Consider the following 21,716-nt stretch of genomic DNA (forward strand, 5'->3'; position numbering starts at 1 on the left):
CGAGCCCGCCCAGGCCGATGCGGCCCAAAAGCACACCGCCGCGCAAGACGACAAGCTGCCGCACACCACCGACCCGGTGATCGCGATCAGCGCCAAGGCCGGCTTCGGGCTCACCGCGGGGCAGGACCTCCACGTGGCCGCCGGCGAGATCGTGCACACCGCGGCCGGGCAGGACCTGCACCAGGCCATCGGCGGGCAGGCCCGGCTGCACACCGGCCAGGCCATCGGCGTGCTGGCCGGGGCCATCGGGCCGGGCAGCGAGGCGGCAGGCACCGGACTGACGGTGATCGCCGCACAAGGCGACGTCGACGTGCAGGCGCAGGCCGGGCCGATGCAACTGGCGGCCAGGCAACTGGTCGACGTGAAAAGCAAGGCCGCGCACATCGACTGGGCCGCGGCCCAGCGCATCGTGCTCAGCACGGCAGGCGGCGCCAGCCTCACCCTCGACGCCGGCGGCATCGTCACCCAGTGCCCCGGCAAGATCACCGTGCAGGCCGGCAAGAAGAGTTTCAGCGGGCCGGGGCGGCAGAGCTACGTGCTGCCCTTGATGCCCAAGGAGGACATGTCCTGGGTCGACATCGAGGCCAGCTACGACGACGCCTGGAACACACGCTGGCCGCTGGATCACCTCAAGCTCGACGTGGCCGGCCAGACCGTCAGCGAATCCGCCGCCGTCAACCCGCTCAAATGACCATGCCAGACACCCCCCCTACGACAGAAACCCGGCGCGTCCTCGCGTCCCAGGACGGCGCCGTTCTCGCCGTTGCCCGGCCCGACGTGACCGAGCAGGAGATCGTCGAAGACCGCGACGCCATCGTGCACCGCCTGCACGCGGCGTATCTCAACCTGACGGACCACATGGCCGAGTTCCAACAGCAGTGGGACGAAGGCCCCACGATGGCTTTCATCACGGCCGCCCGCGAAGGCTGGAACCAGGGCGGCGCCGACTGGCTGAACGACCAGGCCGAGCTGTTCGAGAAGGACACCTGGGTCAAGCTGGGCCGCGACGTCAAGGAATTCGCCGGCACCAGCTATGACCGGCTGGCCACCTACAGCAAGCAGAGATACGAGAGCCTGCGCGACGAGCTCAACAGGCACATCGAGAACCCCGACGACACGCTCTACAACTGGGCGTGGTGGCAGCGGGGCATCGAAGAGCAGATCGACGACCGCATCGCGCGCCTGGAAGCCGCAGGCGCCGCCGTGAGAGACGGCGCGCAGTCGGTGCTGAACACCGCCGACAAGGCGAAGAAGATCTACCGGCACCGCGAAGCCATCGCCAACCTGCCCACGCTGATCGCCGGCGGCGACCCCAAGCCGGTGCAGGCTTTCGTCGACACGGTGCTGATGGACATCGACCCCGAGCTGGCGAAGGCGATCCGCAACGATCCCAACTTCGCCATCGTGCTGGAGCTGATCGCCGACCACGACAGCGCGCTGGGCTACCTGGCCTATGTGGGCCTCGCGGTCGAGGCCATTCCGCCCAACTTCTATGCCTACACCGCCGGCAAGGGCGGTGCGTATGTCGCCATCGAAGTCGTGTTGCTGCTGGTGACGGCGCTGCTGAGCCTGGGCGCCGGCGTGGCCGCGCGCATCGGCATGCTGACCGCGCGCTTTGCAGCGGCAGGCGCGAAGGCCGCCACCGCAGGCGCCAAGATCCGGCGCGCGCAGGCCGCGGTGAGCGCCTTTGTGCGGCTGCTCGAAGACTTCTCCCGTGCTGTCGACGACCTGCATGCACTCGGCGAAAAGCTCGTGCGGGCGCGCAGCAAGGGCCTGGTGCTGCGCGGCAACACGAAAACCACCGTGCTGGCCAAGCGCGAAAGCATCAAGCGCGACAAGCGCTGCCGCATCTGCGGCAGTACGAAGCACAGCACACCGCGGCATCGGCCGGGGACCGTGGTGTATCGGTAAATGTCGACTACAACCGAATCGTCAAAAAGTAAGCAGGGATACGTTTCGCGATGAAGATCGGCAACACGGCCAAGAACAGCGTGTACTTGGCGAATATGAAGAGCCACACGGAGCGGGACAGGGATCACCCGCGCTTTCATGGCATTCGAATGCAAGCGCATCACGTGCTTTCCGCGGAGGGCGTCAAGCTTTCCGGCTTGGGAAGGAAGATCGAGAAGTGCGGTTATGACATCAACTCCCTCTCCAACCTGGCTTTCATCCCTTGTACGCTGCAAGGCGCCTGTCATTTGGGGATCCAGCCTCATCGAGGGAACCATACCGCTGTCGCAGATCCTGAGAACGACTACGACGACGACGACGAACCTTTGACCTACCACAAGATGGTGTCGAGGAAGATTCAGGAACTCGATCCACACCTTCGAAAAGAGTGTGTCGGCAAGGACGAAGCACACCTCATTCCCAAAAAGCTGGATGACATGAGCACAGAGGTGCTAGAGCTGATTCAGTACAAACCGACGAAAGCGCCTTTGACTACGATTGCCAAGCACTTCGCGCCCGGTAGCCCGATCGGATGTGGGGGCGTTGACAACGTCGGTGCCGTTCATGTTGGTCACTGCCCTGTTGGCCGCAACCATCTTGGCAAGCAAGGCCCAAAGCAGAAGAAAGAAGACATCAAGTTTGTCAGTGACGGTCGGTATCGACTTCGGACAAGAAAGTAAAGGCTATGCGCAACTACGACGAAGAGTACTTCTTCATTGAAGAAGCCGAGAACGAGCAACTGCCTGCGTTGCTCCCCGACGCCAATACAGAAGACCGGACTTTCCGATTCGAGGCGCAGCCAGTCGGGTCTCCGCCGCTTGTCTTTCGAAACGGCGCTCACGACGCGCAGCGCCGCCGCCGCTTGAGTCCGCTTCGACCGGTTCCAGACGTGTTGTTCTCCGGCGCCAATCTTGTCGTGCGAACCAAGATTCGGGATGCATTGCTTGGTATCAACATACCCCATCTGTCCATGCATCCCACGGTCTACATCGACGAAGACGATAAGTGGCATGAGGACTTTTGGTACATGACGTTCACGCAGACCTTCGACTGCTGGGATCGAAAGTCATCCGACTACAAAGCCACCCCTCTGGTGGTGGGAGGCGCGAAGCTCTACAGCGTCTATAGCTACAGCCTGGATGCGGACGTGCTCGACAAGGTGCCCCTCGAACAACGTTTGCTGTTCAAGATGGGCGGCACGCAAGACGGGTATATCGTCTGCCACACGACGATGACGAAGCACTTCACTTCTGCGCTGAACACAAGCTTGGTGCTGACGAAGATCTCTGAGTACTGAGTGCGCTGCCCCCGGATCACAGCAGCATGATCTACTTGCGGAGCTACGACACCTACAAGGAGACGCTGGAGTACGACGTTGATACCGGTGCTTCCCGTTTAGTCTCTCGCGAGGAGGTGGAGCGTGCCGGGGTGCAAAGAACTTTCGGCATGTTCACACGGGTGGGAGACCGCTTCTTCGGTGTCTATGCCACGCCCGAAGGCCCGGTGTTCTTTGGCGATGACATCAGGGTTCTGGGACGCTTCGGGGTGACCCGAGGACATGTCGAACTGGACAAGGCCACCAGAATTCACCGCTTTGCGCTGTTCGACGACTCACGACTGGTTTTGAGCACGCACTACCCGGAGAGAGAAGGGTTGGGAACGAATCCATACGATACCGAACCTGAAGATGTCGACATGTTCGCGGCCATCGCCAAGGGGACGGAGAGCCGGCAGTTTTTTGAGAACTACCGGCGCGGATAGGTGTAGAGGGCGGGAAGGCAGAGCCAGCCGCCCATCGGCGAGAATGCGCCCGGCTTTCTCGCCTGCCATGACCGACCGCACCGACGCCCTCCTGGGCCACCTGTTGAAACGGGTGTCCCGTTCCTTCTATCTCAGCCTGCGCGTGCTGCCGCCGGGGCTGCGCGTGCCGGTGAGCCTGGCCTACCTGCTGGCGCGGGCCGCGGACACCATCGCCGACACGCAGGGCACCAGCGAGAGCGAACGCCTGGCCCGGCTGACGGCGCTGCGAGAGCGTATCGCCGGCGACGAAGCGGCGGTCATCGACGTGACTGCTGCACTGAACCCGGACGAGCGCACGCTGCTCGAAGCGATGCCCGCCGCGCTGCAGTTGCTGCAGCGGCTCGACCCGGTCGATGCTGCCGCGGTGCGCCGCGTGGTGTCGACCCTGATCGATGGCATGAGCTTCGACCTGCAGCACTTTGCCGGCGCCACGGCGCAAGCGCCGATCGCGTTGGCGTCCACCGACGAACTGGACCGCTACACCTACCTCGTGGCCGGCTGCGTCGGTGAGTTCTGGACCGAGATGGCGATGCGCCACAGCCCCGCGCTGCGGCATTGGAACGCGCCCCAGATGGCGGCACGCGGCATCGACTACGGCCGGGCGCTGCAGCTGACCAATGTGCTGCGCGACTGCGGCGACGACCTCGCGGCGGGGCGTTGCTACCTGCCGCTGCCGCTGATGCCGGCGGCCGTGGCGGGCCGGCCGCTGCGCCGCGACGACGCACTGACGGCCCGGGCGCCGCTGTTGCGGCTCGCGCTGGACCGCTACCGGCAGGGCACAGCCTACGTGCTGGCGATCCCGCGGTCTTGCGTGCGCTTGCGCCTGGCTTCGCTGTGGCCGCTGCTGATCGGCCTGGCGACGCTGCGTGAACTGGGCCGCAACGCGCACTGGCCCGACCCGGCCCGGCGCAGCAAGGTCGGCCGCGGCGAGGTCTACCGCATCGTTGCGCGTTCGATCCCGGCCGTGCTGTCCAACGCGGCCTTGTCGCGCTGGCTCGACGGGGCCTTTCGGGACGCTGAAGCGGCCTGCGCCGGGCACTCCGTTTGCTGACCGGTGGTGCGCGGCCCCGTGGCGCCGCGCGCCCGATCAGGAGCGGCCCGCAGATGAGTATTCCCCGCAAGATCATGCTCGCCGGCATGCTGGCGTCGTGCGTGGCCGTGCCGGCCGCCTTTGCCGAGGCCGACTTCGGCGAAGTGCAGCCGGCGGGCACCGTGCGCACGGTGGCCGAGGCTGCGGTGAGGACGAACGACCCGAACGGCCTGCCGTTCGCGATCCTCGACAAGGTCGGTGCACGCCTGTATGTGTTCGACGCGCAGGGGCGGCTGCAAGGGGCCGCGCCGGTGCTGCTGGGCCTGGCCAAGGGCGACGATTCGGTGCCGGGCATCGGACAGCGCAAGATGTCCGAGATCCGCGCGCACGAGCGCACCACGCCGGCCGGCCGCTTCGTCGCCGAGCATGGCCGCAATCTGAAGGGCGAGGACATCATCTGGGTCGACTACGACGCTGCCGTGTCGATGCACCGCCTGCGCCCCGTCCACCCGAAGGAGCGGCGGCAACAACGGCTGGCCACGCCCACACCGACCGACAACCGCATCTCGTATGGCTGCATCAACGTGCCGCCGGCGTTCTACGACGGTGTGCTGAAGCCCAGCTTCGACGGCCGGCACGGCGTGGTCTACGTGCTGCCCGAAACGCGGCCGCTGCACCAGGTGTTCGCCTTCACCCGGTGAAAAACAGGAACCGGGCGCCGGGCCCGGTTCCTCGTGTCGATACCGGCGGCCGCAAGACCGCCGGGAACAGCGCGTCAGTTCCGATCGGCGCGTGCCGCGCGTTCCCCTGTCGCCGCGTCCTGATTCAGAGTGGCGCTGTCCGCGGTACCGGTGGTGGTGCCGCTTCCTGCCTCGTTGCCCATGGCCCGGCCTTGGGGCGTGGCGGCGGGCGCAGCTGAAGGCGCGGCGCCCGGGTTCACCGTGCCCGATTGGGCAGGGGCCGCTGCGTCCGGCGTGGTGCCCTGGGAGCTGGGCGCACCGCTGGTGGTGCCGCCGGCGTTGCCGGACTGGGCATAGGCAACGCCCAGTGCGGTGGCAAGGGCTGCCGCAGCGGCGACGCTTTTGGTGATGGTCTTCATGGATGGATCTCCTAAGACGGATGGGTGAAAGACGAGCCCCTCCGACCACGCGGCAGCGATCCTGAGGCGGCTGCCATGCGCCGGAGTCTCGGCACGGTGTAAGGGCAACCGACATGCCCGCGCCGTTTCCCTGTCGTCAGTCGGCGACGGTTCCCGGCGCAGCCTTGCCGCCGTCTGCGGTCCATGCAACCGGTGCGCCGGAGGGCTCGGTGCGCAGCCGCCCGACCCACCACAGCATCAGCAGCGTCATGGCCACCGCCAACCAGCCGTTGTGCATGTAGCCCTCCACGCGCCCGGCAGCGTCGCGCGAGATCAACAGGCCGCCGATCAGCGATGCGACGCCCATCGCGACCGACTGCACGCAGCTGTTCAGGCTCATGAACGTGCCGCGCAGTGCAGGCACGGTGGCCTGGGTGACCAGCGCCATCGCCGGCACCATGCGGCCCGACACCAGCACGAAGAACAGCGTGGTGACGATCAGCAGCACCCACAACGGCACGGCTCCCAGCGACGTGGCGAGCAGCAACGGCACGATGGAGCCGGCAGCCACGAAGCGGAAGGTGCGCACCTTGCCCCAGCGGTCGGCCAGCACGCCGATCCAGCGTGCGGTGAACAGCGTGGCCACGCCGCCGGCGAGGTAGACCAGCGGCACGTCATCGAGCGCGATGCCGACGTTCGACGTCATGTAGATGGTCAGGAACGGGATGGTCGTGAAGCCGGCCGACATCACCAGCGCGCTCAGCCCGAAGGCGCGCCAGTGGTTGGGCTCGCGCAGCACGGCGGCCAGCGCAGACCAGCGCGACCCGACGCCTGCGTGCAGGTGCGCGTCGATCCGCGGCAGCGTGCGCAGGCCGAGCGCTGCGATCGCGAAGCTCGCCACCGCGATGGCGATGAAGGTGCCGTGCCAGCCGAACGCCTGCGCCAGCCACAGCGAGGCCGGCACGCCCGCCACGGTGGCGAGCGAGAACGAGGCCATCACGACGCCCATGGCGCGCCCGCGCCGCTCGAAGGGAATGGCGTCGCCGACGATGGTCTGCACCAACGTGCCGATCAGGCCGCCGAACAGGCCGGCGGCGATGCGTGCGGCCATCAACATGGCGTAGCTGTCGGCCAGGCCGCAGGCCAGCGTGGCGATGCCGAAGGCGAGGTAGGCCCACAGCAGCAGGGTCTTGCGCTCGAAGCGGTCGATGAAGCCGGTGGCGCCGAGCCCGGCAGCACCGGCCGCCAGCGTATAGGCCGACACCAGCAAGCCGAACTGCGCGTCGCTGATGCCGAACAGCCGCGTGAACTGCGGCCCCAGCGGCATCATCACCATGAAGTCGACAATGTGGGTGAACTGGATGCCCGCCAGTGTCAGCAGCAGCGTGCGTTCACGGGCGGCGGGCGAAAGATGTTTCATGGGGAGGGTGCGAAGTGAAGAACGAACGCAAGCATAGAAGCTGAAGCTTGCTTGAAGTCAAGCACCCAGCGGCCGGGCCGGCCCCGAAGATCCGTAGTGCGAGCGGTACGCTCGCGCAGATCATGCCGCTGCCTGCGCGGTCCGCGGTTCGGCCCGCAAATTGCCCGCTCGGCAAAAGAAGCCGCAGACCTGCTTTCACGCCACGAGTACACGCCATGCCGATGACCACCCGCTTCGAGCCGATCGAACCGACACGCGCCGAGATCGACGCCACCCAGGGCGCTCTCGTCCTCGAGTTCGGGGCCCCCTGGTGCGGTTACTGCCAGGCCGCGCAGCCGCTGATCGAGCGCGCCTTCACGCGGAACGTTGCCGCCAGCCACCTGAAAATCGAGGACGGCAAGGGCCGGCCGCTGGGGCGGTCGTACGGTGTCAAGCTCTGGCCCACGCTGGTGTTCCTGCGTGACGGGCAGGAGGTCGAACGCCTCGTCAGGCCCAGCGACGCCCGCTCGATCGAGCAGGCGCTGCAGCGCATCCAGGCCTGATCGGAGGCCCCGGCGCCCACGCGCCGGCGGGAACCGCGTTTGCCCGGCATGGCGCGTCATGCGCTCTGCAGGGGACCCTCCATGCTTCGATCGAGTCCATCGCCCGTACTGCTGCTGATCTGCCTGCTCGTCGTCGCCATGGGCCTGGTGCTCGGCATCGGCGGTGCCTGGCTGATCGCGCTGGGCGGCTCGTGGTACTACCTCATCGCCGGCCTGGCCTTCTTGCTGACCGGCCGGCTGCTGATGGAGCGCAGCTCGCACGCGCTGTGGGTGTTTGCCGCCACCGTCGCGGGCACGCTGCTGTGGGCGTTGTGGGAAGCGGGACTCGACTGGTGGCCGATCGCGATTCGCGGGGACGTCCCGTTCCTGCTCGGTCTGCTGCTGCTGTCACCTTGGGTCACGCGCCATCTCGAACCGGCCGCGATGCAGGGCGGACGGCTGGCGCTGGGACTGGCGCTGCTGGCTTTCGGCGGCGTCGCGGCGGTGTCGTGGCTGGCCGATCCGCACGATGTCGAGGGGGTGCTGCCGCAGGCCGCTGCCACCGCCGAGCCGGCGGACGGCAGGGTGCCGCCCGGCGAATGGCACGCCTACGGCCGCACGGGGCACGGCCAGCGCTATTCGCCGCTGGCGCAGATCACACCGGGCAACGTGGCACGGCTCGAGGTGGCCTGGCACTACCAGACGGGCGACGTCCGCGGGCAGCCCGGCGACCCGCAGGAGACGACCTTCGAGGTGACGCCGCTGAAGGTCGGCAACCGGCTGTTCCTGTGCACGCCGCACCAGCGGGTGGTGGCGCTCGACGCGACCACGGGCGCCGAGCTGTGGCGCTACGACCCCAAGATCGAAGGCCAGCTGGCGCTGCAACACCTGACCTGCCGCGGCCTGTCCTACCTGCCGCCCGGTGCCGCGGCGGGCGCACCGGCGCCGACGACACGCGAACCGGTGGGCACGGGTTCGCAACCGGTGGCGGCCCGGGAGGGACCGGCCACCGACGATTGCCCGGCGAAGCTGTTCATGCCGACGGCCGACGGCCGGCTGATCGCCCTGAACCCCGACAACGGGCAGGTCTGCCGCAGCTTCGGCGGCGGCACCGGGCAGATCGACCTGTGGGCCCACATGCCGAACAAGCGCGCGGGCGGCTACTACTCGACCTCGCCGGTGGTCGTCACCGACCGGGTGATCGTCGTGGGCGGCACGGTGCTGGACAACGTCAGCACCCACGAGCCGTCGGGTGTCATCCGTGCCTTTGATGTGCGCACCGGGGCCCTGGTCTGGAATTGGGACGCCGGCAACCCGGACGCCACCGCACCGATCGCACCCGGTGCGACCTACACGCCGAGTTCGCCGAACAGCTGGTCGATCTCCAGCGTCGACACCGAGCTGGGATTGGTCTACGTGCCGTTGGGCAACCAGCCGCCCGACCAGTGGGGCGGCCGGCGCAGCGAGGCAGTCGAGCGCTATTCGTCGTCGGTGGTGGCGCTCGAGCTCGAGACCGGGCGCGTGCGCTGGCATTTCCAGACGGTCCATCACGACCTCTGGGACTACGACGTGCCGTCGCAGCCGAGCCTGGTCGACCTCACGATCGGCGGCAAGCGTGTGCCGGCGCTGGTGCAGCCGACCAAGCAGGGCGAAGTGTTCGTGCTCGACCGCCGCACCGGCCAACCGGTGCTGCCGGTCAAGGAGGTGCCGGCACCTCAGGGCGCTGCCGAGGGCGATCACACCGCGCCGACCCAGCCGGTGTCGGCGCTTTCGTTCGACCCGCCGCCGCTGAGCGGGCGCGACATGTGGGGCGCGACGCTGTTCGACCAGATGTACTGCCGCATCGCCTTCCACCGCCTGCGCTACGAAGGCCGCTACACGCCGCCGACGACGAAGGGCTCGCTGATCTACCCCGGCAATTTCGGGGTCTTCAATTGGGGCGGCATCGCGGTCGATCCGCAGCGGCAAGTGGCCTTCGCGACGCCAACCTACCTCGCCTTCACGTCGCAGCTGGTGCCGCGCCAGGACGACACCTCGCTCTACGTGCAGGGGGGCGAGCAGCCCGACGAGCACCTGCCGTCGCTGAACGAGAACTTCGGCGCACCGTTCGCCGTCAAGCTGGGCGCCTTCACGTCGCCGCTGGGGCTGCCGTGCCAGGCGCCGCCCTGGGGTTACGTCGCACTGGCCGACCTGCGCACCGGGCGGATCATCTGGCAGCATCGCAACGGCACCGTGCGCGACAGCTCGCCGCTGCCGCTGCCGTTCCGCATGGGCGTGCCCAACCTCGGCGGTCCGATCGTGACGGCCGGCGGCGTGGCCTTTCTGTCCGGCACGCTCGACTATTACGTGCGCGGCTACGACCTCGCGACCGGCGAGGAGCTGTGGCGCAGCCGCCTGCCGGCCGGCGGTCAGGCGACGCCGATGACCTACCAGGGCGAAGACGGCCGGCAATACCTGCTGGTCGCCGCCGGCGGCCACGGCTCGCTGGGCACGAAAGCCGGCGACGACGTGATCGCCTATGCGCTGCCGCGTGCGAGCAGCTCGGAGAAGCGCTGAGCGTCGATGTTGGAGCCGCAGACGATCAGGCCGACACGCCGGCCTTCGAGCCGTGTGCGCAGTGGGCCGAGCAGCGCGGCCGTTGCAGCTGCCGCGGCCGGCTCGGCCACCAGCTTCATGTCGCGGAACAGGTGGTGCATCGCGCGGCACAGCTCGTCGTCCGAGACGCGCACGATGGCGTCGACGAAACGCCGGCACACGCCATAGCTGTACGGCAGCGCATAGGGCGCGCCGAGGCTGTCGGCCACCGTGTCGACGCGCTCCAGCCGCACCGGCTCGCCGGCCTCGAAGCTGCGGTACATCGCGTCGGCGCCGTAGGGCTCGACGCCATACACCTCGCACGATGGCCGCAGCTGCTTGACTGCAGCGGCGATGCCGGCACACAGGCCGCCGCCGCCCACCGGCACGACCACCGCGTCGAGGTCGGGCACCTGCTGCAGCAATTCGAGACCCACGGTGGCCGTGCCTTCGGCGGTGCGCGGGCCATCGAACGGGTGGATCATCGTGCGGCCTTCGTCGGTCACCAGCTGCTGCGCGAGTGCGAAGGCTTCGTGCACGGTGTCGGTCAGCATCACCTGAGCGCCGTCGGCGCGGCACGCGGCGATACGCATCGGGCTGGCGTGGCGCGGCATGCACACGGCGGCGCGGGTGCCGACCGCGCGCGCCGCGTGCGCCACCGTCATCGCGTGGTTGCCGGCGCTGGCGGCCACCACACCGCGTTGCAATGCGGCGGCATCGAGCGACGCCAGTGCATTCAGCGCGCCGCGCAGCTTGAAGCTGCCGGTGCGCTGGAACAGCTCCAGCTTGAGCCACACCTCGGTGTCGGGGGGCAGTCGGTCGTGCACGACGCCGGTCTGCCAGCGCCAGACCGGGGTTTCGAGGACGCGGCCGGCCAGGCGGGCGGCCGTCTGCCAGACGTCATGCAGGGTAGGGTAGGTGGACGCAGGGGCGTCCAGCACGGCGGAAGACATGGGGGCTCTCCTTGAGCGAGGCATTCGATTCGGGGCGCGCCGCAGTGGGCGCGCACGCAGGCGTCCGAGCGGGACCGCCGAGCACCGGCCGAGGCCGCAGCTCAACGATCCTGTCGAATTCGAATCGGGCGAATGGAGAGCGAAAGAGGGGGCAGGTCGACACCACCGCTGCGCACCCATGCCGCGCATCCCGTCGGGGCCGCGGTGTCGGTGGAAGGCAGGCACGGGTGCGTCACGCGGGCAATGATGGCACAGCCGCGCGGCTGCCGGCAAGCCGCGCCGGCTTCATTCAGTAGGAGATCGCGTAGCGGTAGTTCCGGAAGCGCAGCACCGCGCTCTTCAGCCGGATCTCCTCCAGCGTCAGGTCCGGCGTCGGCTGGTCGCCTTCGCGGAACGGTCGCCCGTTGAGAATCAGCACCCGGTCGGACGGGTTCGACGAATAGACCGACCCGCCGACCGACAGGGCCGGCAGGCTGCGACGCACATCGTCGGGCAGCTCGCTTGGGGTATGGATGCGGCTGCCGGCCGCAGGCACGGGCGGCGGCGCCACGGCGGCGGCGACGGCGACGGGGGCGGGCGCCGGCGAGGGCGGGGGCGGGGATGGCGCCGCGCGCTCGACCACCGGGGGGGCGGTGGGCGGTGTCACCACGACTGGCGGCACCGGCGCAGGGGGCGGGTCCGCCGGCAGGGAAGGCGGGGCGGCGACCGCCGGAGCAGGCGTCGGCGCGGGAGGCGCCAGCGCCACGGTGGCGTGCGGCGTCTCGCGGCCCAACGCCAGCCATGCGAGCGGGATCAGCAGACCCAGCGAGATGCCCACGGCGATCCAGGCCCAGGGGCGTGACGAGGCCGTGGTGCGGGTGTGGGCCGAGCCCGGCGGCACCGGCTGGGTGTGCAGCCCCGGCACCGAGCCGCGCTCGCGTTCGGAATCGGCGCGCCGCAGCGCGTCGAGGATGTAGGACATCAGTTCGCTCCCTGCAGGCGCGGTTCGTCGACGCCGGTGGCACGGTTGAGCTGCATGAAGGTGACCGGGCCCGCCAGGCCGTCGGCCTCGAGCCCCTGCGACAGCTGGAACGCGTGGATGCGCGCGCGCAGCGGCCCGTCGCTCGGCTGCCCGGGCAACTGCGCGAGCTGTTTCGCAAGCCATTCGGCGACCGGACCGGTCTCTGCCACCGCCTTGTTGTCGTAGCCGGGCGGTGCCCGCCAGAAGGTCGCGAAGTCGCCGCGCCATACCTGCGCCAGCGCGGCCAGCGGCACGGTGTGGGCGACGTCGCCCACACGCAGCACGGCGTTGTCGCCGGCGAGCCGGGTCAGTAGCGCGTGCCCGCCGGCCGGGCTGCCGTCGTTGAGCGTCAGGATGCCGGGACGCCCGAGCAGCCGAATCTGTGCCAGGCTGCTGCGGCTGCTTCTGAAGCAGTGCACCTGCTGCCGCTGCGCGGCCTGGCAGGGGTCGCCGTCGCCGAGCGCCAGCTCCCATTCGGCGGCCAGCTCGCGCCAGGCCTGCTTGTCGTCCGCGATCAACGTCTTGAAGGTGCCGGGCGGCGGCAGTTCGTCCTCGGCTGCCATCGTCACGGCTTCGCTGGCGGCCAGGGCGGGCGCTGCCGCGGGCACTGCAGACGCAGCACTCGCCGGCGGTTCTGTCACCCGGCCTGCGAAGGACGGGCCGGCGGCCACCGCCGGAGCCAGCCCAGGGTCCCGTCCGACGACGGCGAAGCCGGCCGCCGCCGCCAATGCCGCGCCGGCCAGCAGGCCGACGGCGCCCCCAGCCAGCGCGACCCGGCGGCGCGAGCGCTCGGCCGGTATCGCTTCGCCCTTGTCGAACACCTCGCTGGCGGCTTTGGCGATGATCTCGTCGTCGACCCGCGTCTTGCCGCTGGCATACGCGCCCAGCAGCGCGCGGTCGCACAGCAGGTTGATGCGCCTGGGGACACCGCGCGACAGCTCGTGGATGCGCTTGAGCGCGCCGCGCTCGAAGGGCACCGCGCGGGTCATGCCGGCCACGGCCAGGCGGTGGCGAATGTACTGCTCGGTCTCGGACTCGGACAGCGCCTCGAGGTGGAAGCGGGCAATGACGCGCTGCGCCAGTTGCTCCAGCTCGGGCCGCGCCAGCATCGTGCGCAGCTCGGGCTGGCCGATCAGGATGATCTGCAGCAGCTTGCGTTCGCTGGTTTCGAGGTTGGTCAGCAGGCGCAGCTGTTCGAGCACGTCGGCTGACAGGTTCTGCGCCTCGTCGATGATCAGCACGTTGTTCTGGCCGACGGCGTGCGTGCGCAGCAGGAACTCGTTGAGCGCGTCGACGTAGTCCTTCACGGTCGGTGTGCCGTGCCCGCGGTCGAGCGGCGGGATGCGGAACTCCTCGCACACCGCCCGCAGCAACTCCTCCACCGTGAGCTTCGGGTTGAAGATGTAGGCCACGTTGCAGCGCTTGGGCATCTTCTCGAGGAAGCACCGGCACACGGTGGTCTTGCCCGCGCCGATCTCGCCACTCAGCAGCACGAAACCGCCACCGCCGCGCACGCCGTAGAGCAGATGCGCCAGCGCCTCGCGGTGCCGCTCGCTCATGAAGAGGTAGCGCGGATCGGGCGCGATCGAGAAAGGCTCTTGCCTGAGACCGAAGAACTTCGCGTACATGACAGCAGTTGGGGCAGGGCTGCAGTCTAGTACAGCGTCCACCGAGCCGCGGAAATCGCATCCCGCGGGAGCCGGACCGCCGCGCCTGTTGCCGCCCCCGGTTCCGAGGCCGCCCGCCGGAGCCCGTTCGCCTACGACGGCGCCGGGGAGAGGCGCGTGACCGGTCCCCGAGCCGTCGGCAGGAAGGCTGATGCGCCTGGTCAAGCTTTTCAAGCGCACCCCGGGGGCCTGAGCCTTCACCGGGCAGCAGCGAGCGTCAAGTGCGCAGCCGGCGCTGTCTGGCGCGGCGCGGCCGTGCAGGCGGGGCGGCCTCTGCCCGGACCCACTCGACCAGCGCGCTGACCTCCGGGCTCCATGGCCGGGCCGGGGCCAGCAGCCAGTAAGCGTGCCCCGGCGTCGGGCTTTCCTCGGGCGCCGCCAGCGCGACCAACCGCCCGTCGGCCAGCATCGGCTCCAGCAATTCGAGCCGGCCGAGCGCGATGCCCTGGCCGGCCATCGCCGCATGGATGATCTGGTCGTACTGGTTGAAGCGCAGCACACCGCGCGGTTTGGCGCGGCCCCAGCCGCGCGCGGCGATCCAGTCGCTCCAGTGCAGCCAGGGGCGCTGCGGCGGCGGGTCGTCGAGTTCCAGCAGCACGTGATCGGTCAGCACGGCAGGCCTGTCGATCGAGCGCAGCCCGAGCGAGGGGTGGGCGACCGGCGCACGCACCTGGCCGAACAGGCGGATCGCATCGGCGGGGACGGCCGCCTGGGGGGCATACCGGATCGCGAGGTCGACGCCCTCCGCAGCCATGTCCACCACGCGGTTGCTCGCTGCGACCCGCACATCGACATCCGGGTGACGCTGCTGGAAGCGGCCCAGCCGCGGCAGCAGCCACAGGCCGGTGACGCCGATGCTGGCCGACAGCGTCACCGGGCGGCGCTCGTCCTTCGGCACCAGTGTGGCGATCACGTCCTGCAGCTGCTGCACCGCGCCGTCGGCACTGCGGAACAGCCGCTCGCCCTCGGCCGTGAAAGCGATCGAGCGGTGGCCGCGCACCAGCAGCTTGACACCCAGCCGCCCCTCCAGTGCGTGCACCTGCCGGCTGACCGCCGACTGCGTGAGGCACAGATCTTCCGCTGCCAGCGTGATGCTCATGCGGCGGCCGACCGCGACGAAACCGCGTACGAGGTCGAGGAAGGAGAGTTGCGAGAGCGGTACTGACATTCCTTCAGCTCATGTGAAAGGCACCGAAATATCGTTTGAGTCGTCTCAATATGAACAGTGTAATTCGGGGCAGCAGGTCAGGACTTCTCGCTTGACCTTGGCGAATGCGAGCAAGGAGTTGGTCGAATGCAGGGCAAATCGTTCTGGACGCACCCGTGGACGCTGGTGGTCGCCGGCGGGCTGATCATGGGCATGGCACTCGGCGTGCGCCATGTGCAGGGGCTGTTCCTGGTGCCGGTGACGATGCACCACGGCTGGTCGCGCGAGACCTTCGCCTTCGCGATCGCGGTGCAGAACCTGGCCTGGGGCGTGGCGCAGCCCTTCACCGGCATGGTGGCCGACCGCTACGGCTCGATGAAGGTCATCGCGGCCGGTGTGCTGGTGTACGCCGTCGGGCTGGTGCTGATGGCGCAGTCGCAGACACCGCTGCAGTTCACGCTCAGCGGGGGACTGTGCATCGGCGTCGCGCTGTCGGGCACGTCGTTCGGCGCCATCTACGGCGCCTTGAGCCGCATCGTCGCGCCGGAGCGCCGCAGCTGGGCGCTGGCCGCCGCAGGGGCGATCGGCGGCTTCGGCCAGTTCGCGATGGTGCCGGCCACGCAGGAGCTGCTCGACGCGATGGGCTGGGTCGCGGCGCTGATGGCCATGGCGCTCGTCATCGCGCTGTTGCTGCCCCTTGCGCTGCCGTTGAAGGAACCCCGTTCGGCATCCGCCGGCGCGGCACCGGCGATGCCGCTGTCGACGGCATTGCGCCAGGCCTTCGGGCACGGCGGCTTCTGGCTGCTCAACTTCGGCTTTCTGGCCTGCGGCTTCCAGCTCGCCTTCATCGCGTCGCACATGCCGGCCTATCTGCTCGACCATGGGCTGACCCCGCAGGATGGCGTGGTGGCGCTGGCTCTGATCGCGCTGACCAACGTGCTCGGCACGTATGCCTGCGGCCCGCTCGGGGCGGCCTACCGGCGCAAGCGGCTGCTGGCGCTGATCTATCTGCTGCGCACGGCCGCGATTGCGGCCTTCGTGATGTTGCCGTTGAGCACCACCACGTTGTACGCGTTCTCGATCGCGATGGGCCTGTTGTGGCTCGGCACCGCACCGCTGACCAACGGCCTGGTGTCGCAGATCTTCGGCGTGCGCTATGTGTCGACCCTGTTCGGCTTCGTGTTCCTGAGCCACCAGGTCGGCTCCTTCCTCGGCGTGTGGCTCGGCGGGCACGTGTTCGAGGTGACGCGCTCGTACGACGCCGTATGGTTCGGCGCAATGGGGCTGGGCCTGCTGGCGGCGGCCCTGCACTGGGGCATCGACGACCGCGAGCTGGTGTCCCCCCGCATGCCGGTGCCGGCCTGAGTCAGCCCGGCCGGGCCAGCGTGCGCACGATCGGCTTGACGGGCGTCGACGACAGCACCACCGACGTGACCACGGCGCCATAGCGCGCCAGGTCGTCGACCACGGCCTGCAACTGCACGGCCTTGCCGACCAGCACCTTCAACACGAAGCAGTCTTCGCCGGTCACGCGGTGCGTCTCGAGCACGTGGGCCATGCGCTCGAAGGCCTCGAGACAGGTGCGCATCTGCGCATGCGTCGTGCGCAGCCGGATCAACGCAGTCAGCTCCAGGCCCAGCGCATGCGGGTCGACGCGCGCCCCATAGCCCTGGATCACGCCCAGGTCTTCGAGCACGCGCACGCGCTCAGTGACGGCCGGCGCCGACAGGCCCACCTGGCGGCCGAGGTCGGCCCAGGTGATGCGCGCGTCCTGCTGCAGGATTTCGAGGATGCGCCAGTCCTTGGCGTCCAGGTCGGGTTTCGATTCCATCGTGGGCAAGGGTGATCTTTCTTCGATTCGTCGGTCCGGCACGCGCGAGGCTTATGGCTCGTCATGGACGGTGCCGGCTCCCGTTCCTAGACTGCCGGTATCGACCCCAGAATCAAGGAGTGAACAGGAATGGCGAGCGTACTGATGGTGCCGGGTATCGGCAACTCCGGTCCGACGCACTGGCAGACCCTGTGGGAGCAGCGCGAGCCGCAACGCTTCGTGCGCATCGAACAGGCCGATTGGGAGCGACCCGAGGCCTCGGCCTGGTGCGACGGTTTCGAGCAGGCTGTGCGCCGCGCCGGTGGGCCGGTGGTGGTCGTGGCGCACAGCCTGGGCTCGCTGCTCGCCGTGATGGCCACGCCGCGCAGCGCCGATCGCATCGCCGCGGCAATGCTGGTGTCGGTGCCCGATCCGGCGTCGGCAGCCTTTCCGCGCGAGGAGACCCGCGGCTTCGAGTCGGTGCCGCGCGCGGCCTTGCCCTTTCCGTCGCTGGTCGTGATGAGCAGCAACGACCCGTTCGGCAGTGTCGAGCATGCCCGCGCGCTGGCAGGCGCCTGGGGCAGCGAGTTCGCCTGTATCGGCGACGCGGGGCACATCAATGCAGCGAGCGGGCTGGGCGACTGGCCTCAGGGGCAGACCCTGTTGGCACGGCTGACGGCAGGGCTGCGATGAGCGGCAACGGTACGCTTCACCGGCTCGCCGCCGCCTGCTCGACCAGCCGGTGATAGAAGCGCACCAGCTCCGCCAGGTTGGCGGTCGACACCCGTTCGTTGGTGCCATGGAAGCGCGGCAGGTCTTCCGGCCGTGCACGCACCGGCGAGAAGCGGTAGATGTGGTCGCTGATCGCAGTGAAATGGCGTGAGTCGGTCGCACCGATCATCAGACCCGGCGCGACAATGGTGCCGGGGAAGACTTCGCGCACGGTGCGGTTGATCAACTGGTACGACGGCGATTGCGTCGGCGAGACGGGCGACGCCTCCGAGCTGCCGGGCAGGGCATAGAGCTCGAAGCGGTCGTCGGCCACCGTGCGCTTGACATGCTGCAGCACGCCGTCCTTGGTGTCGCCCGGCAGCAGCCGGAAGTTGACCGTCGCCTCGGCGCGACCGGGCACCACGTTGTCCTTGTTGCCGGCGTTGACCATCGTCAGCGCGGTGGTGGTGCGCAGCATCGCGTTGGTGCTGGCGCCGGCTTCGAGCTGCTTTTGCACCACCGGGCCGAACAGCCACAGGTTGGACAGCGCGATGCGACCGAAGCCGTCCATCTCGGGCGCGACGGTCTCGAACATCTCGCGGGCGACGCCACGGATGCCGCCGGGCAGCTGTTCGTCATCGATCCGCTTGAGCGCCGCGCTCATCATCGGGATCGCGCCGGTGCCTTGGGGGGGCGGCATCGAAGAATGGCCCGGCGTGGCCGCCACGCGCAGCACGACCGACAGGTAGCCCTTCTCGGCGATGCCGATCAGCGCCGCAGGCTTCGACAGCCCAGGCATCACACCGTCGGTGATCAGCAGGCCCTCGTCGATCACGAACTCGAGCTTCACGTTGCGTTCGGCCAGCAGGCGGGCGATCTGTACCGCGCCGCGCTGGCCGCCGACTTCCTCGTCGGCGCCGAAGGCGAGGTAGACGGTGCGCCGCGGCTGGAAACCGGCGGCGAGCAGCATCTCGATGGCCTCCAGCTGCGCGATCAGGTTGCCCTTGTCGTCCCAGGCGCCGCGACCCCAGACAAAACCGTCCTTCACCTCGCCCGAGAAGGGCGCGACGCTCCAGTCGCCTTCGGTGCCGGCCGCGACGGGCACCACGTCCTGGTGCGCCATCAGCAGGATGGGAGGCGCCGCCGCGTCGGTGCCGCGCCAGGTGTAGAGCAGACTCAACTCGCGGTGACGGCGGCGGCGAGCAACAGCGCCAGCAGCAAGACCGCCAGCAGCAGGCGCTTGACGAGAACAAGGGCACGAGGGCGCACGGGGAGCTCCGAAGCGAACGACCGTGCGGAGTATAGGCAGCGACCGCCCGGGAACCTCGCCCGTCGGGTCGACTGGCGATGGTCCCAGGTGCGTGCGCCACCGCACCTGGGTTACCGTTGCGCCCGCGTCGATGTCGCACAAGCGACGCCGCCGACCGGACGCGCGGCCTAGGCTGGCACCGCAAGAACCGATGATGTAGGAGACCCTCATGACCCTGTCCCGTCTGGCCCGCCGGGCCTTCGCCCTGCTCGCCGCAGCCGCGCTTGCCGCCTGCAGCACCGCACCCGTGACCCGACCGTCGGGCTGGTCGGCGCCCGAGGTGCTGGTGCCGCCGTCCGCCTTCAAGGGCGTGCATGGGCTCGCGGTCGATGCCCAGGGCCGGCTGCTAGCGGCCAGTGTCGTCGGCAATGCCATCTGGGAGGTCGACCGTCGCAGCGGGGAAGCCCGCGTCTTCATCGGCGCGCCCGAAGGACAGGCGGATGACATCGCGGTCGGGCCCCGGGGCGAGCTGGCCTGGACGGCCTATCTGCAAGGCCAGGTGCACTACCGGGAAAACGATGCCGCGCCCATCCGGGTGCTGGCGAAGGGCCTGCCCGGCCTTAATTCGCTGGCCTTCGACCCGCGCAACGGCAAGCTCTATGCAACGCAGGTCTTTCTCGGCGACGCGCTGTGGGAGATCCATCTCGACGGCAGGCCGCCGCGGCTGATCGCCAAGGATTTGGGCGGCCTGAACGGTTTCGAGGTGGGGCCGGACGGTTTCATCTACGGCCCCTTGTGGTTCAAGGGGCAGGTCGCGAAGGTCGACCCCGCCGACGGCAGGATCAGCGTGATCAACAGCGAGTTCAAGATCCCCGCCGCCGCCAACCTCGACGGCAAGGGCAACCTCTGGGTGGTCGACACGAACACCGGAGAGTTGTCGCGCGTGGCGCTGTCGAGCGGCCGTAAAACCGTGGTCAGGCAGCTCGACCGGGCGATCGACAACCTCGCCATCGCTCCCGACGGCACGATCTACGTGGCCAACATGGTCGACAACGCGGTGCAGGCCTATCACCCCGCGAGCGGCGAGTTGCGCACGCTGACGAGCGGCAAGCTGTCGGTGCCGGCCGGGCTGAAGGCCGACGGCGATACGCTGTGGATCGCCGACATCTTCAGCTTCCGCCGCATCGACCGGCACAGCGGCGAGGTGAAGGACGTCTTTCGCATGCAGTCGTCCGACCTGGAGTACCCGTTCTCGGTCTCGGTGTCGGCCCGCCACTTCGCGCTGACGTCCTGGTTCACCGGCTCGGTGCAGGTGGTCGACCGCTCCAGCTTGAAGACCGTGGCCTTCCTGCACGGGCTGCAGGCGCCGTCCGATGCGGTGCTGTTCGACGATGGCAGCCTGGCCTATGCAGAGCTGGGTTCCGGCAACGTCGTGCAGGCCAGCGGGGCGGACTTCAAGCAGCGCCGCGTCGTCGCGCACGGCCTCGCCGGCCCGGTCCAGATGGTGCGCGGACGCGACGGTGCCCTCTACGTGACCGAAGCTGCCGGGCGCCTCGTGCGCATTGCGCTGGCCGACGGCAAGCGCACCATCGTGGCCGACCGCCTGGCGCTGCCCGAGGGCGTCGCGCAGACCCCATGGGGCAGCTTCATCGTTGCCGAGGCGGCGGCGCGCCGGTTGACAGAGATCGACCCCGACAGCGGCCAACGCCGCACGGTGGCAGAGAACCTGCCGATCGGCTTCGAGGCCGGCCCGGGCATGCCGCCACCGTACATCCCGACCGGGGTCACCGTGACGTCGGACGGCACGGTCTACGTCAGCGCCGACCGGAACAATGCGGTCTACCGCATCCGGCCGGCACGCTGAGCGCGGCCTCGGCAGGGGCAGCGATGTCCGTCCGCGGAGGCGATGTTTAAATTAAAGTGACAGATTAGATATGCCGCCGATCTCATTGTCATGCAACGATATTTCATGATGATCTATAACGGCGGGCACGTGTACTGCTCGATGCTCCGGCAATGAAGATCGCGACCTTCAACGTCAACGGCATCAATGGCCGCCTGCCGCGCCTGCTCGAATGGCTGGGTGAATCGCAGCCGGACGTCGCCTGCTTGCAGGAGCTGAAAACCGTCGACGCCAGCTTCCCGGCCGCCGCCATTGCCCAGGCCGGCTACGGTGCCCTGTGGCACGGGCAGAAAGGCTTCAACGGCGTCGCGATCCTGGCCCGCGGCGCGGAGCCGGTCGAGTTGCGTCGCGGCTTGCCGGGTGATGCCGCCGACACGCAGAGTCGCTATCTCGAAGCTGCCGTCAACGGTGTGGTGATCGGTTGCCTCTACCTGCCCAACGGCAACCCGCAGCCTGGCCCGAAGTTCGACTACAAGCTGGCGTGGTTCGAGCGCTTCATCCGCCACGCCGAGACGCTGCGCGAGTGCGGCGCCCCGGTGGTGCTGGCGGGCGACTACAACGTGGTGCCGACCGACGACGTGGCCGATATCTATTCGACGCGATCGTGGAAGAAGGACGCGCTGCTGCAGCCCGAATCTCGCGACGCCTACGGCAGGCTGCTGGCGCAGGGCTGGACCGACGCCATCCGCCACCTGCACCCCGGCGAGCCGGTCTACACCTTCTGGGACTATTTCCGCGATCGCTGGCCACGCAATGCGGGGCTGCGCATCGACCACCTGCTGCTCAACTCGCTCGCGGCGACGCGGCTGGCCGACGCCGGTGTCGACCGGGAGCAGCGCGGCAAGGAGAAGGCGAGCGACCATGCGCCCGCGTGGGTGCGGCTGGCCGACTGAGGGACCGACA

At 69.0% G+C, this 21,716-nt stretch carries 20 protein-coding genes and 1 pseudogene; 13 read left to right on the forward strand and 8 right to left on the reverse strand.

The window, feature by feature from the left end; all coding sequences use genetic code 11:
- The 7 genes from M8A51_RS24720 to M8A51_RS24750 form a co-directional block, all read left to right on the forward strand.
- Window positions 1-691, forward strand: a 691-nt coding sequence (locus M8A51_RS24720) for a DUF2345 domain-containing protein (RefSeq protein WP_251781294.1), incomplete at its 5' end; no start/stop codon positions are given.
- 2 nt (window positions 692-693) lie between these two features.
- Window positions 694-1,911, forward strand: a complete 1,218-nt coding sequence (locus M8A51_RS24725; protein ID WP_251781295.1) for a hypothetical protein — start codon at window positions 694-696, stop codon at window positions 1,909-1,911.
- A 50-nt stretch (window positions 1,912-1,961) separates the two neighbouring features.
- Window positions 1,962-2,630, forward strand: coding sequence for an AHH domain-containing protein (locus tag M8A51_RS24730; protein WP_251781296.1), 669 nt, complete (start codon window positions 1,962-1,964; stop codon window positions 2,628-2,630).
- Between the two features lie 5 nt (window positions 2,631-2,635).
- On the forward strand, window positions 2,636-3,247 hold the full coding sequence (locus M8A51_RS24735; RefSeq protein WP_251781297.1) for a hypothetical protein: 612 nt from the start codon (window positions 2,636-2,638) through the stop codon (window positions 3,245-3,247).
- A gap of 26 nt (window positions 3,248-3,273) precedes the next feature.
- Window positions 3,274-3,711, forward strand: coding sequence for a hypothetical protein (locus tag M8A51_RS24740; protein WP_251781298.1), 438 nt, complete (start codon window positions 3,274-3,276; stop codon window positions 3,709-3,711).
- Between the two features lie 67 nt (window positions 3,712-3,778).
- Window positions 3,779-4,801: a phytoene/squalene synthase family protein gene (locus M8A51_RS24745; protein ID WP_251781299.1), complete on the forward strand. Its 1,023-nt coding sequence runs from the start codon at window positions 3,779-3,781 to the stop codon at window positions 4,799-4,801.
- Window positions 4,802-4,854: 53 nt separating this feature from the next.
- Window positions 4,855-5,481, forward strand: coding sequence for a L,D-transpeptidase (locus M8A51_RS24750; RefSeq protein ID WP_251781300.1), 627 nt, complete (start codon window positions 4,855-4,857; stop codon window positions 5,479-5,481).
- A 74-nt stretch (window positions 5,482-5,555) separates the two neighbouring features.
- Here M8A51_RS24750 and M8A51_RS24755 read toward each other — a convergent pair whose 3' ends face one another.
- Window positions 5,556-5,879 carry a hypothetical protein gene (locus tag M8A51_RS24755; RefSeq protein ID WP_251781301.1) on the reverse strand — a complete coding sequence of 108 codons (324 nt, stop codon included), beginning with the start codon at window positions 5,877-5,879 and terminating at the stop codon, window positions 5,556-5,558.
- Between the two features lie 136 nt (window positions 5,880-6,015).
- On the reverse strand, window positions 6,016-7,278 hold the full coding sequence (locus M8A51_RS24760; protein WP_251781302.1) for an MFS transporter: 1,263 nt from the start codon (window positions 7,276-7,278) through the stop codon (window positions 6,016-6,018).
- 215 nt (window positions 7,279-7,493) lie between these two features.
- Between M8A51_RS24760 and M8A51_RS24765 the strand changes: the two genes are divergently transcribed.
- Both M8A51_RS24765 and M8A51_RS24770 read left to right on the forward strand, forming a co-directional pair.
- Window positions 7,494-7,820 carry a thioredoxin family protein gene (locus M8A51_RS24765; protein WP_251781303.1) on the forward strand — a complete coding sequence of 109 codons (327 nt, stop codon included), beginning with the start codon at window positions 7,494-7,496 and terminating at the stop codon, window positions 7,818-7,820.
- A gap of 81 nt (window positions 7,821-7,901) precedes the next feature.
- Window positions 7,902-10,355, forward strand: coding sequence for a membrane-bound PQQ-dependent dehydrogenase, glucose/quinate/shikimate family (locus M8A51_RS24770; protein ID WP_251781304.1), 2,454 nt, complete (start codon window positions 7,902-7,904; stop codon window positions 10,353-10,355).
- On the opposite strand, the gene M8A51_RS24775 is transcribed toward M8A51_RS24770, so the two are convergent.
- The 4 genes from M8A51_RS24775 to M8A51_RS24790 form a co-directional block, all read right to left on the reverse strand.
- Entirely contained in the window at window positions 10,316-11,326 is a 1,011-nt protein-coding gene (locus tag M8A51_RS24775) for a threonine ammonia-lyase (RefSeq protein WP_251781305.1), read from the reverse strand. The genes M8A51_RS24770 and M8A51_RS24775 overlap by 40 nt on opposite strands.
- Before the next feature lie 289 nt (window positions 11,327-11,615).
- Window positions 11,616-12,287: a general secretion pathway protein GspB gene (locus tag M8A51_RS24780; RefSeq protein ID WP_251781306.1), complete on the reverse strand. Its 672-nt coding sequence runs from the start codon at window positions 12,285-12,287 to the stop codon at window positions 11,616-11,618.
- Window positions 12,287-13,954 (reverse strand): ExeA family protein, encoded by a 1,668-nt coding sequence (locus M8A51_RS24785; RefSeq protein WP_251781307.1) that lies wholly within the window; start codon window positions 13,952-13,954, stop codon window positions 12,287-12,289. The genes M8A51_RS24780 and M8A51_RS24785 overlap by 1 nt, the downstream gene beginning before the upstream one ends.
- Before the next feature lie 256 nt (window positions 13,955-14,210).
- Window positions 14,211-15,161: a LysR substrate-binding domain-containing protein gene (locus M8A51_RS24790; RefSeq protein WP_251781308.1), complete on the reverse strand. Its 951-nt coding sequence runs from the start codon at window positions 15,159-15,161 to the stop codon at window positions 14,211-14,213.
- 126 nt (window positions 15,162-15,287) lie between these two features.
- Here M8A51_RS24790 and M8A51_RS24795 point away from each other — a divergent pair, with 126 nt between their 5' ends.
- Window positions 15,288-16,505, forward strand: a complete 1,218-nt coding sequence (locus M8A51_RS24795) for an MFS transporter (RefSeq protein ID WP_251781309.1) — start codon at window positions 15,288-15,290, stop codon at window positions 16,503-16,505.
- Between the two features lies 1 nt (window position 16,506).
- On the opposite strand, the gene M8A51_RS24800 is transcribed toward M8A51_RS24795, so the two are convergent.
- On the reverse strand, window positions 16,507-16,971 hold the full coding sequence (locus M8A51_RS24800) for an Lrp/AsnC family transcriptional regulator (protein WP_251781310.1): 465 nt from the start codon (window positions 16,969-16,971) through the stop codon (window positions 16,507-16,509).
- Window positions 16,972-17,100: 129 nt separating this feature from the next.
- Here M8A51_RS24800 and M8A51_RS24805 point away from each other — a divergent pair, with 129 nt between their 5' ends.
- On the forward strand, window positions 17,101-17,643 hold the full coding sequence (locus tag M8A51_RS24805; RefSeq protein ID WP_251781311.1) for an RBBP9/YdeN family alpha/beta hydrolase: 543 nt from the start codon (window positions 17,101-17,103) through the stop codon (window positions 17,641-17,643).
- Window positions 17,644-17,659: 16 nt separating this feature from the next.
- On the opposite strand, the pseudogene M8A51_RS24810 reads toward M8A51_RS24805, so the two are convergent.
- Window positions 17,660-18,877: pseudogene (locus M8A51_RS24810) on the reverse strand (M20 family peptidase); the annotation flags it as partial.
- Between the two features lie 262 nt (window positions 18,878-19,139).
- On the opposite strand from M8A51_RS24810, the gene M8A51_RS24815 reads away from it, so the two are divergent.
- Complete coding sequence (locus tag M8A51_RS24815; protein WP_251781312.1) at window positions 19,140-20,774, forward strand: NHL repeat-containing protein; 1,635 nt, start codon at window positions 19,140-19,142, stop codon at window positions 20,772-20,774.
- Between the two features lie 152 nt (window positions 20,775-20,926).
- Window positions 20,927-21,706: an exodeoxyribonuclease III gene (gene xth / locus M8A51_RS24820; RefSeq protein WP_251781313.1), complete on the forward strand. Its 780-nt coding sequence runs from the start codon at window positions 20,927-20,929 to the stop codon at window positions 21,704-21,706.
- The last annotated feature ends 10 nt before the right edge of the window (window positions 21,707-21,716 follow it).

This window comes from Caldimonas mangrovi, from assembly GCF_023721835.1.
Classification (GTDB): Bacteria; Pseudomonadota; Gammaproteobacteria; order Burkholderiales; family Burkholderiaceae_C; genus Caldimonas; species Caldimonas mangrovi.

Bases quoted from the DNA above. Each gene is read 5' to 3' on its own strand.
- xth (WP_251781313.1), top strand. From the start codon at position 20,927: ATGAAGATCGCGACCTTCAACGTCAACGGCATCAATGGCCGCCTGCCG.
- M8A51_RS24775 (WP_251781305.1), bottom strand. From the start codon at position 11,326: ATGTCTTCCGCCGTGCTGGACGCCCCTGCGTCCACCTACCCTACCCTG.
- M8A51_RS24755 (WP_251781301.1), bottom strand. From the start codon at position 5,879: ATGAAGACCATCACCAAAAGCGTCGCCGCTGCGGCAGCCCTTGCCACC.
- M8A51_RS24730 (WP_251781296.1), top strand. From the start codon at position 1,962: ATGAAGATCGGCAACACGGCCAAGAACAGCGTGTACTTGGCGAATATG.
- M8A51_RS24770 (WP_251781304.1), top strand. From the start codon at position 7,902: ATGCTTCGATCGAGTCCATCGCCCGTACTGCTGCTGATCTGCCTGCTC.
- M8A51_RS24740 (WP_251781298.1), top strand. From the start codon at position 3,274: ATGATCTACTTGCGGAGCTACGACACCTACAAGGAGACGCTGGAGTAC.
- M8A51_RS24790 (WP_251781308.1), bottom strand. From the start codon at position 15,161: ATGTCAGTACCGCTCTCGCAACTCTCCTTCCTCGACCTCGTACGCGGT.
- M8A51_RS24780 (WP_251781306.1), bottom strand. From the start codon at position 12,287: ATGTCCTACATCCTCGACGCGCTGCGGCGCGCCGATTCCGAACGCGAG.
- M8A51_RS24795 (WP_251781309.1), top strand. From the start codon at position 15,288: ATGCAGGGCAAATCGTTCTGGACGCACCCGTGGACGCTGGTGGTCGCC.
- M8A51_RS24735 (WP_251781297.1), top strand. From the start codon at position 2,636: ATGCGCAACTACGACGAAGAGTACTTCTTCATTGAAGAAGCCGAGAAC.
- M8A51_RS24785 (WP_251781307.1), bottom strand. From the start codon at position 13,954: ATGTACGCGAAGTTCTTCGGTCTCAGGCAAGAGCCTTTCTCGATCGCG.
- M8A51_RS24745 (WP_251781299.1), top strand. From the start codon at position 3,779: ATGACCGACCGCACCGACGCCCTCCTGGGCCACCTGTTGAAACGGGTG.
- M8A51_RS24800 (WP_251781310.1), bottom strand. From the start codon at position 16,971: ATGGAATCGAAACCCGACCTGGACGCCAAGGACTGGCGCATCCTCGAA.
- M8A51_RS24765 (WP_251781303.1), top strand. From the start codon at position 7,494: ATGCCGATGACCACCCGCTTCGAGCCGATCGAACCGACACGCGCCGAG.
- M8A51_RS24805 (WP_251781311.1), top strand. From the start codon at position 17,101: ATGGCGAGCGTACTGATGGTGCCGGGTATCGGCAACTCCGGTCCGACG.
- M8A51_RS24815 (WP_251781312.1), top strand. From the start codon at position 19,140: ATGACCCTGTCCCGTCTGGCCCGCCGGGCCTTCGCCCTGCTCGCCGCA.
- M8A51_RS24760 (WP_251781302.1), bottom strand. From the start codon at position 7,278: ATGAAACATCTTTCGCCCGCCGCCCGTGAACGCACGCTGCTGCTGACA.
- M8A51_RS24750 (WP_251781300.1), top strand. From the start codon at position 4,855: ATGAGTATTCCCCGCAAGATCATGCTCGCCGGCATGCTGGCGTCGTGC.
- M8A51_RS24725 (WP_251781295.1), top strand. From the start codon at position 694: ATGCCAGACACCCCCCCTACGACAGAAACCCGGCGCGTCCTCGCGTCC.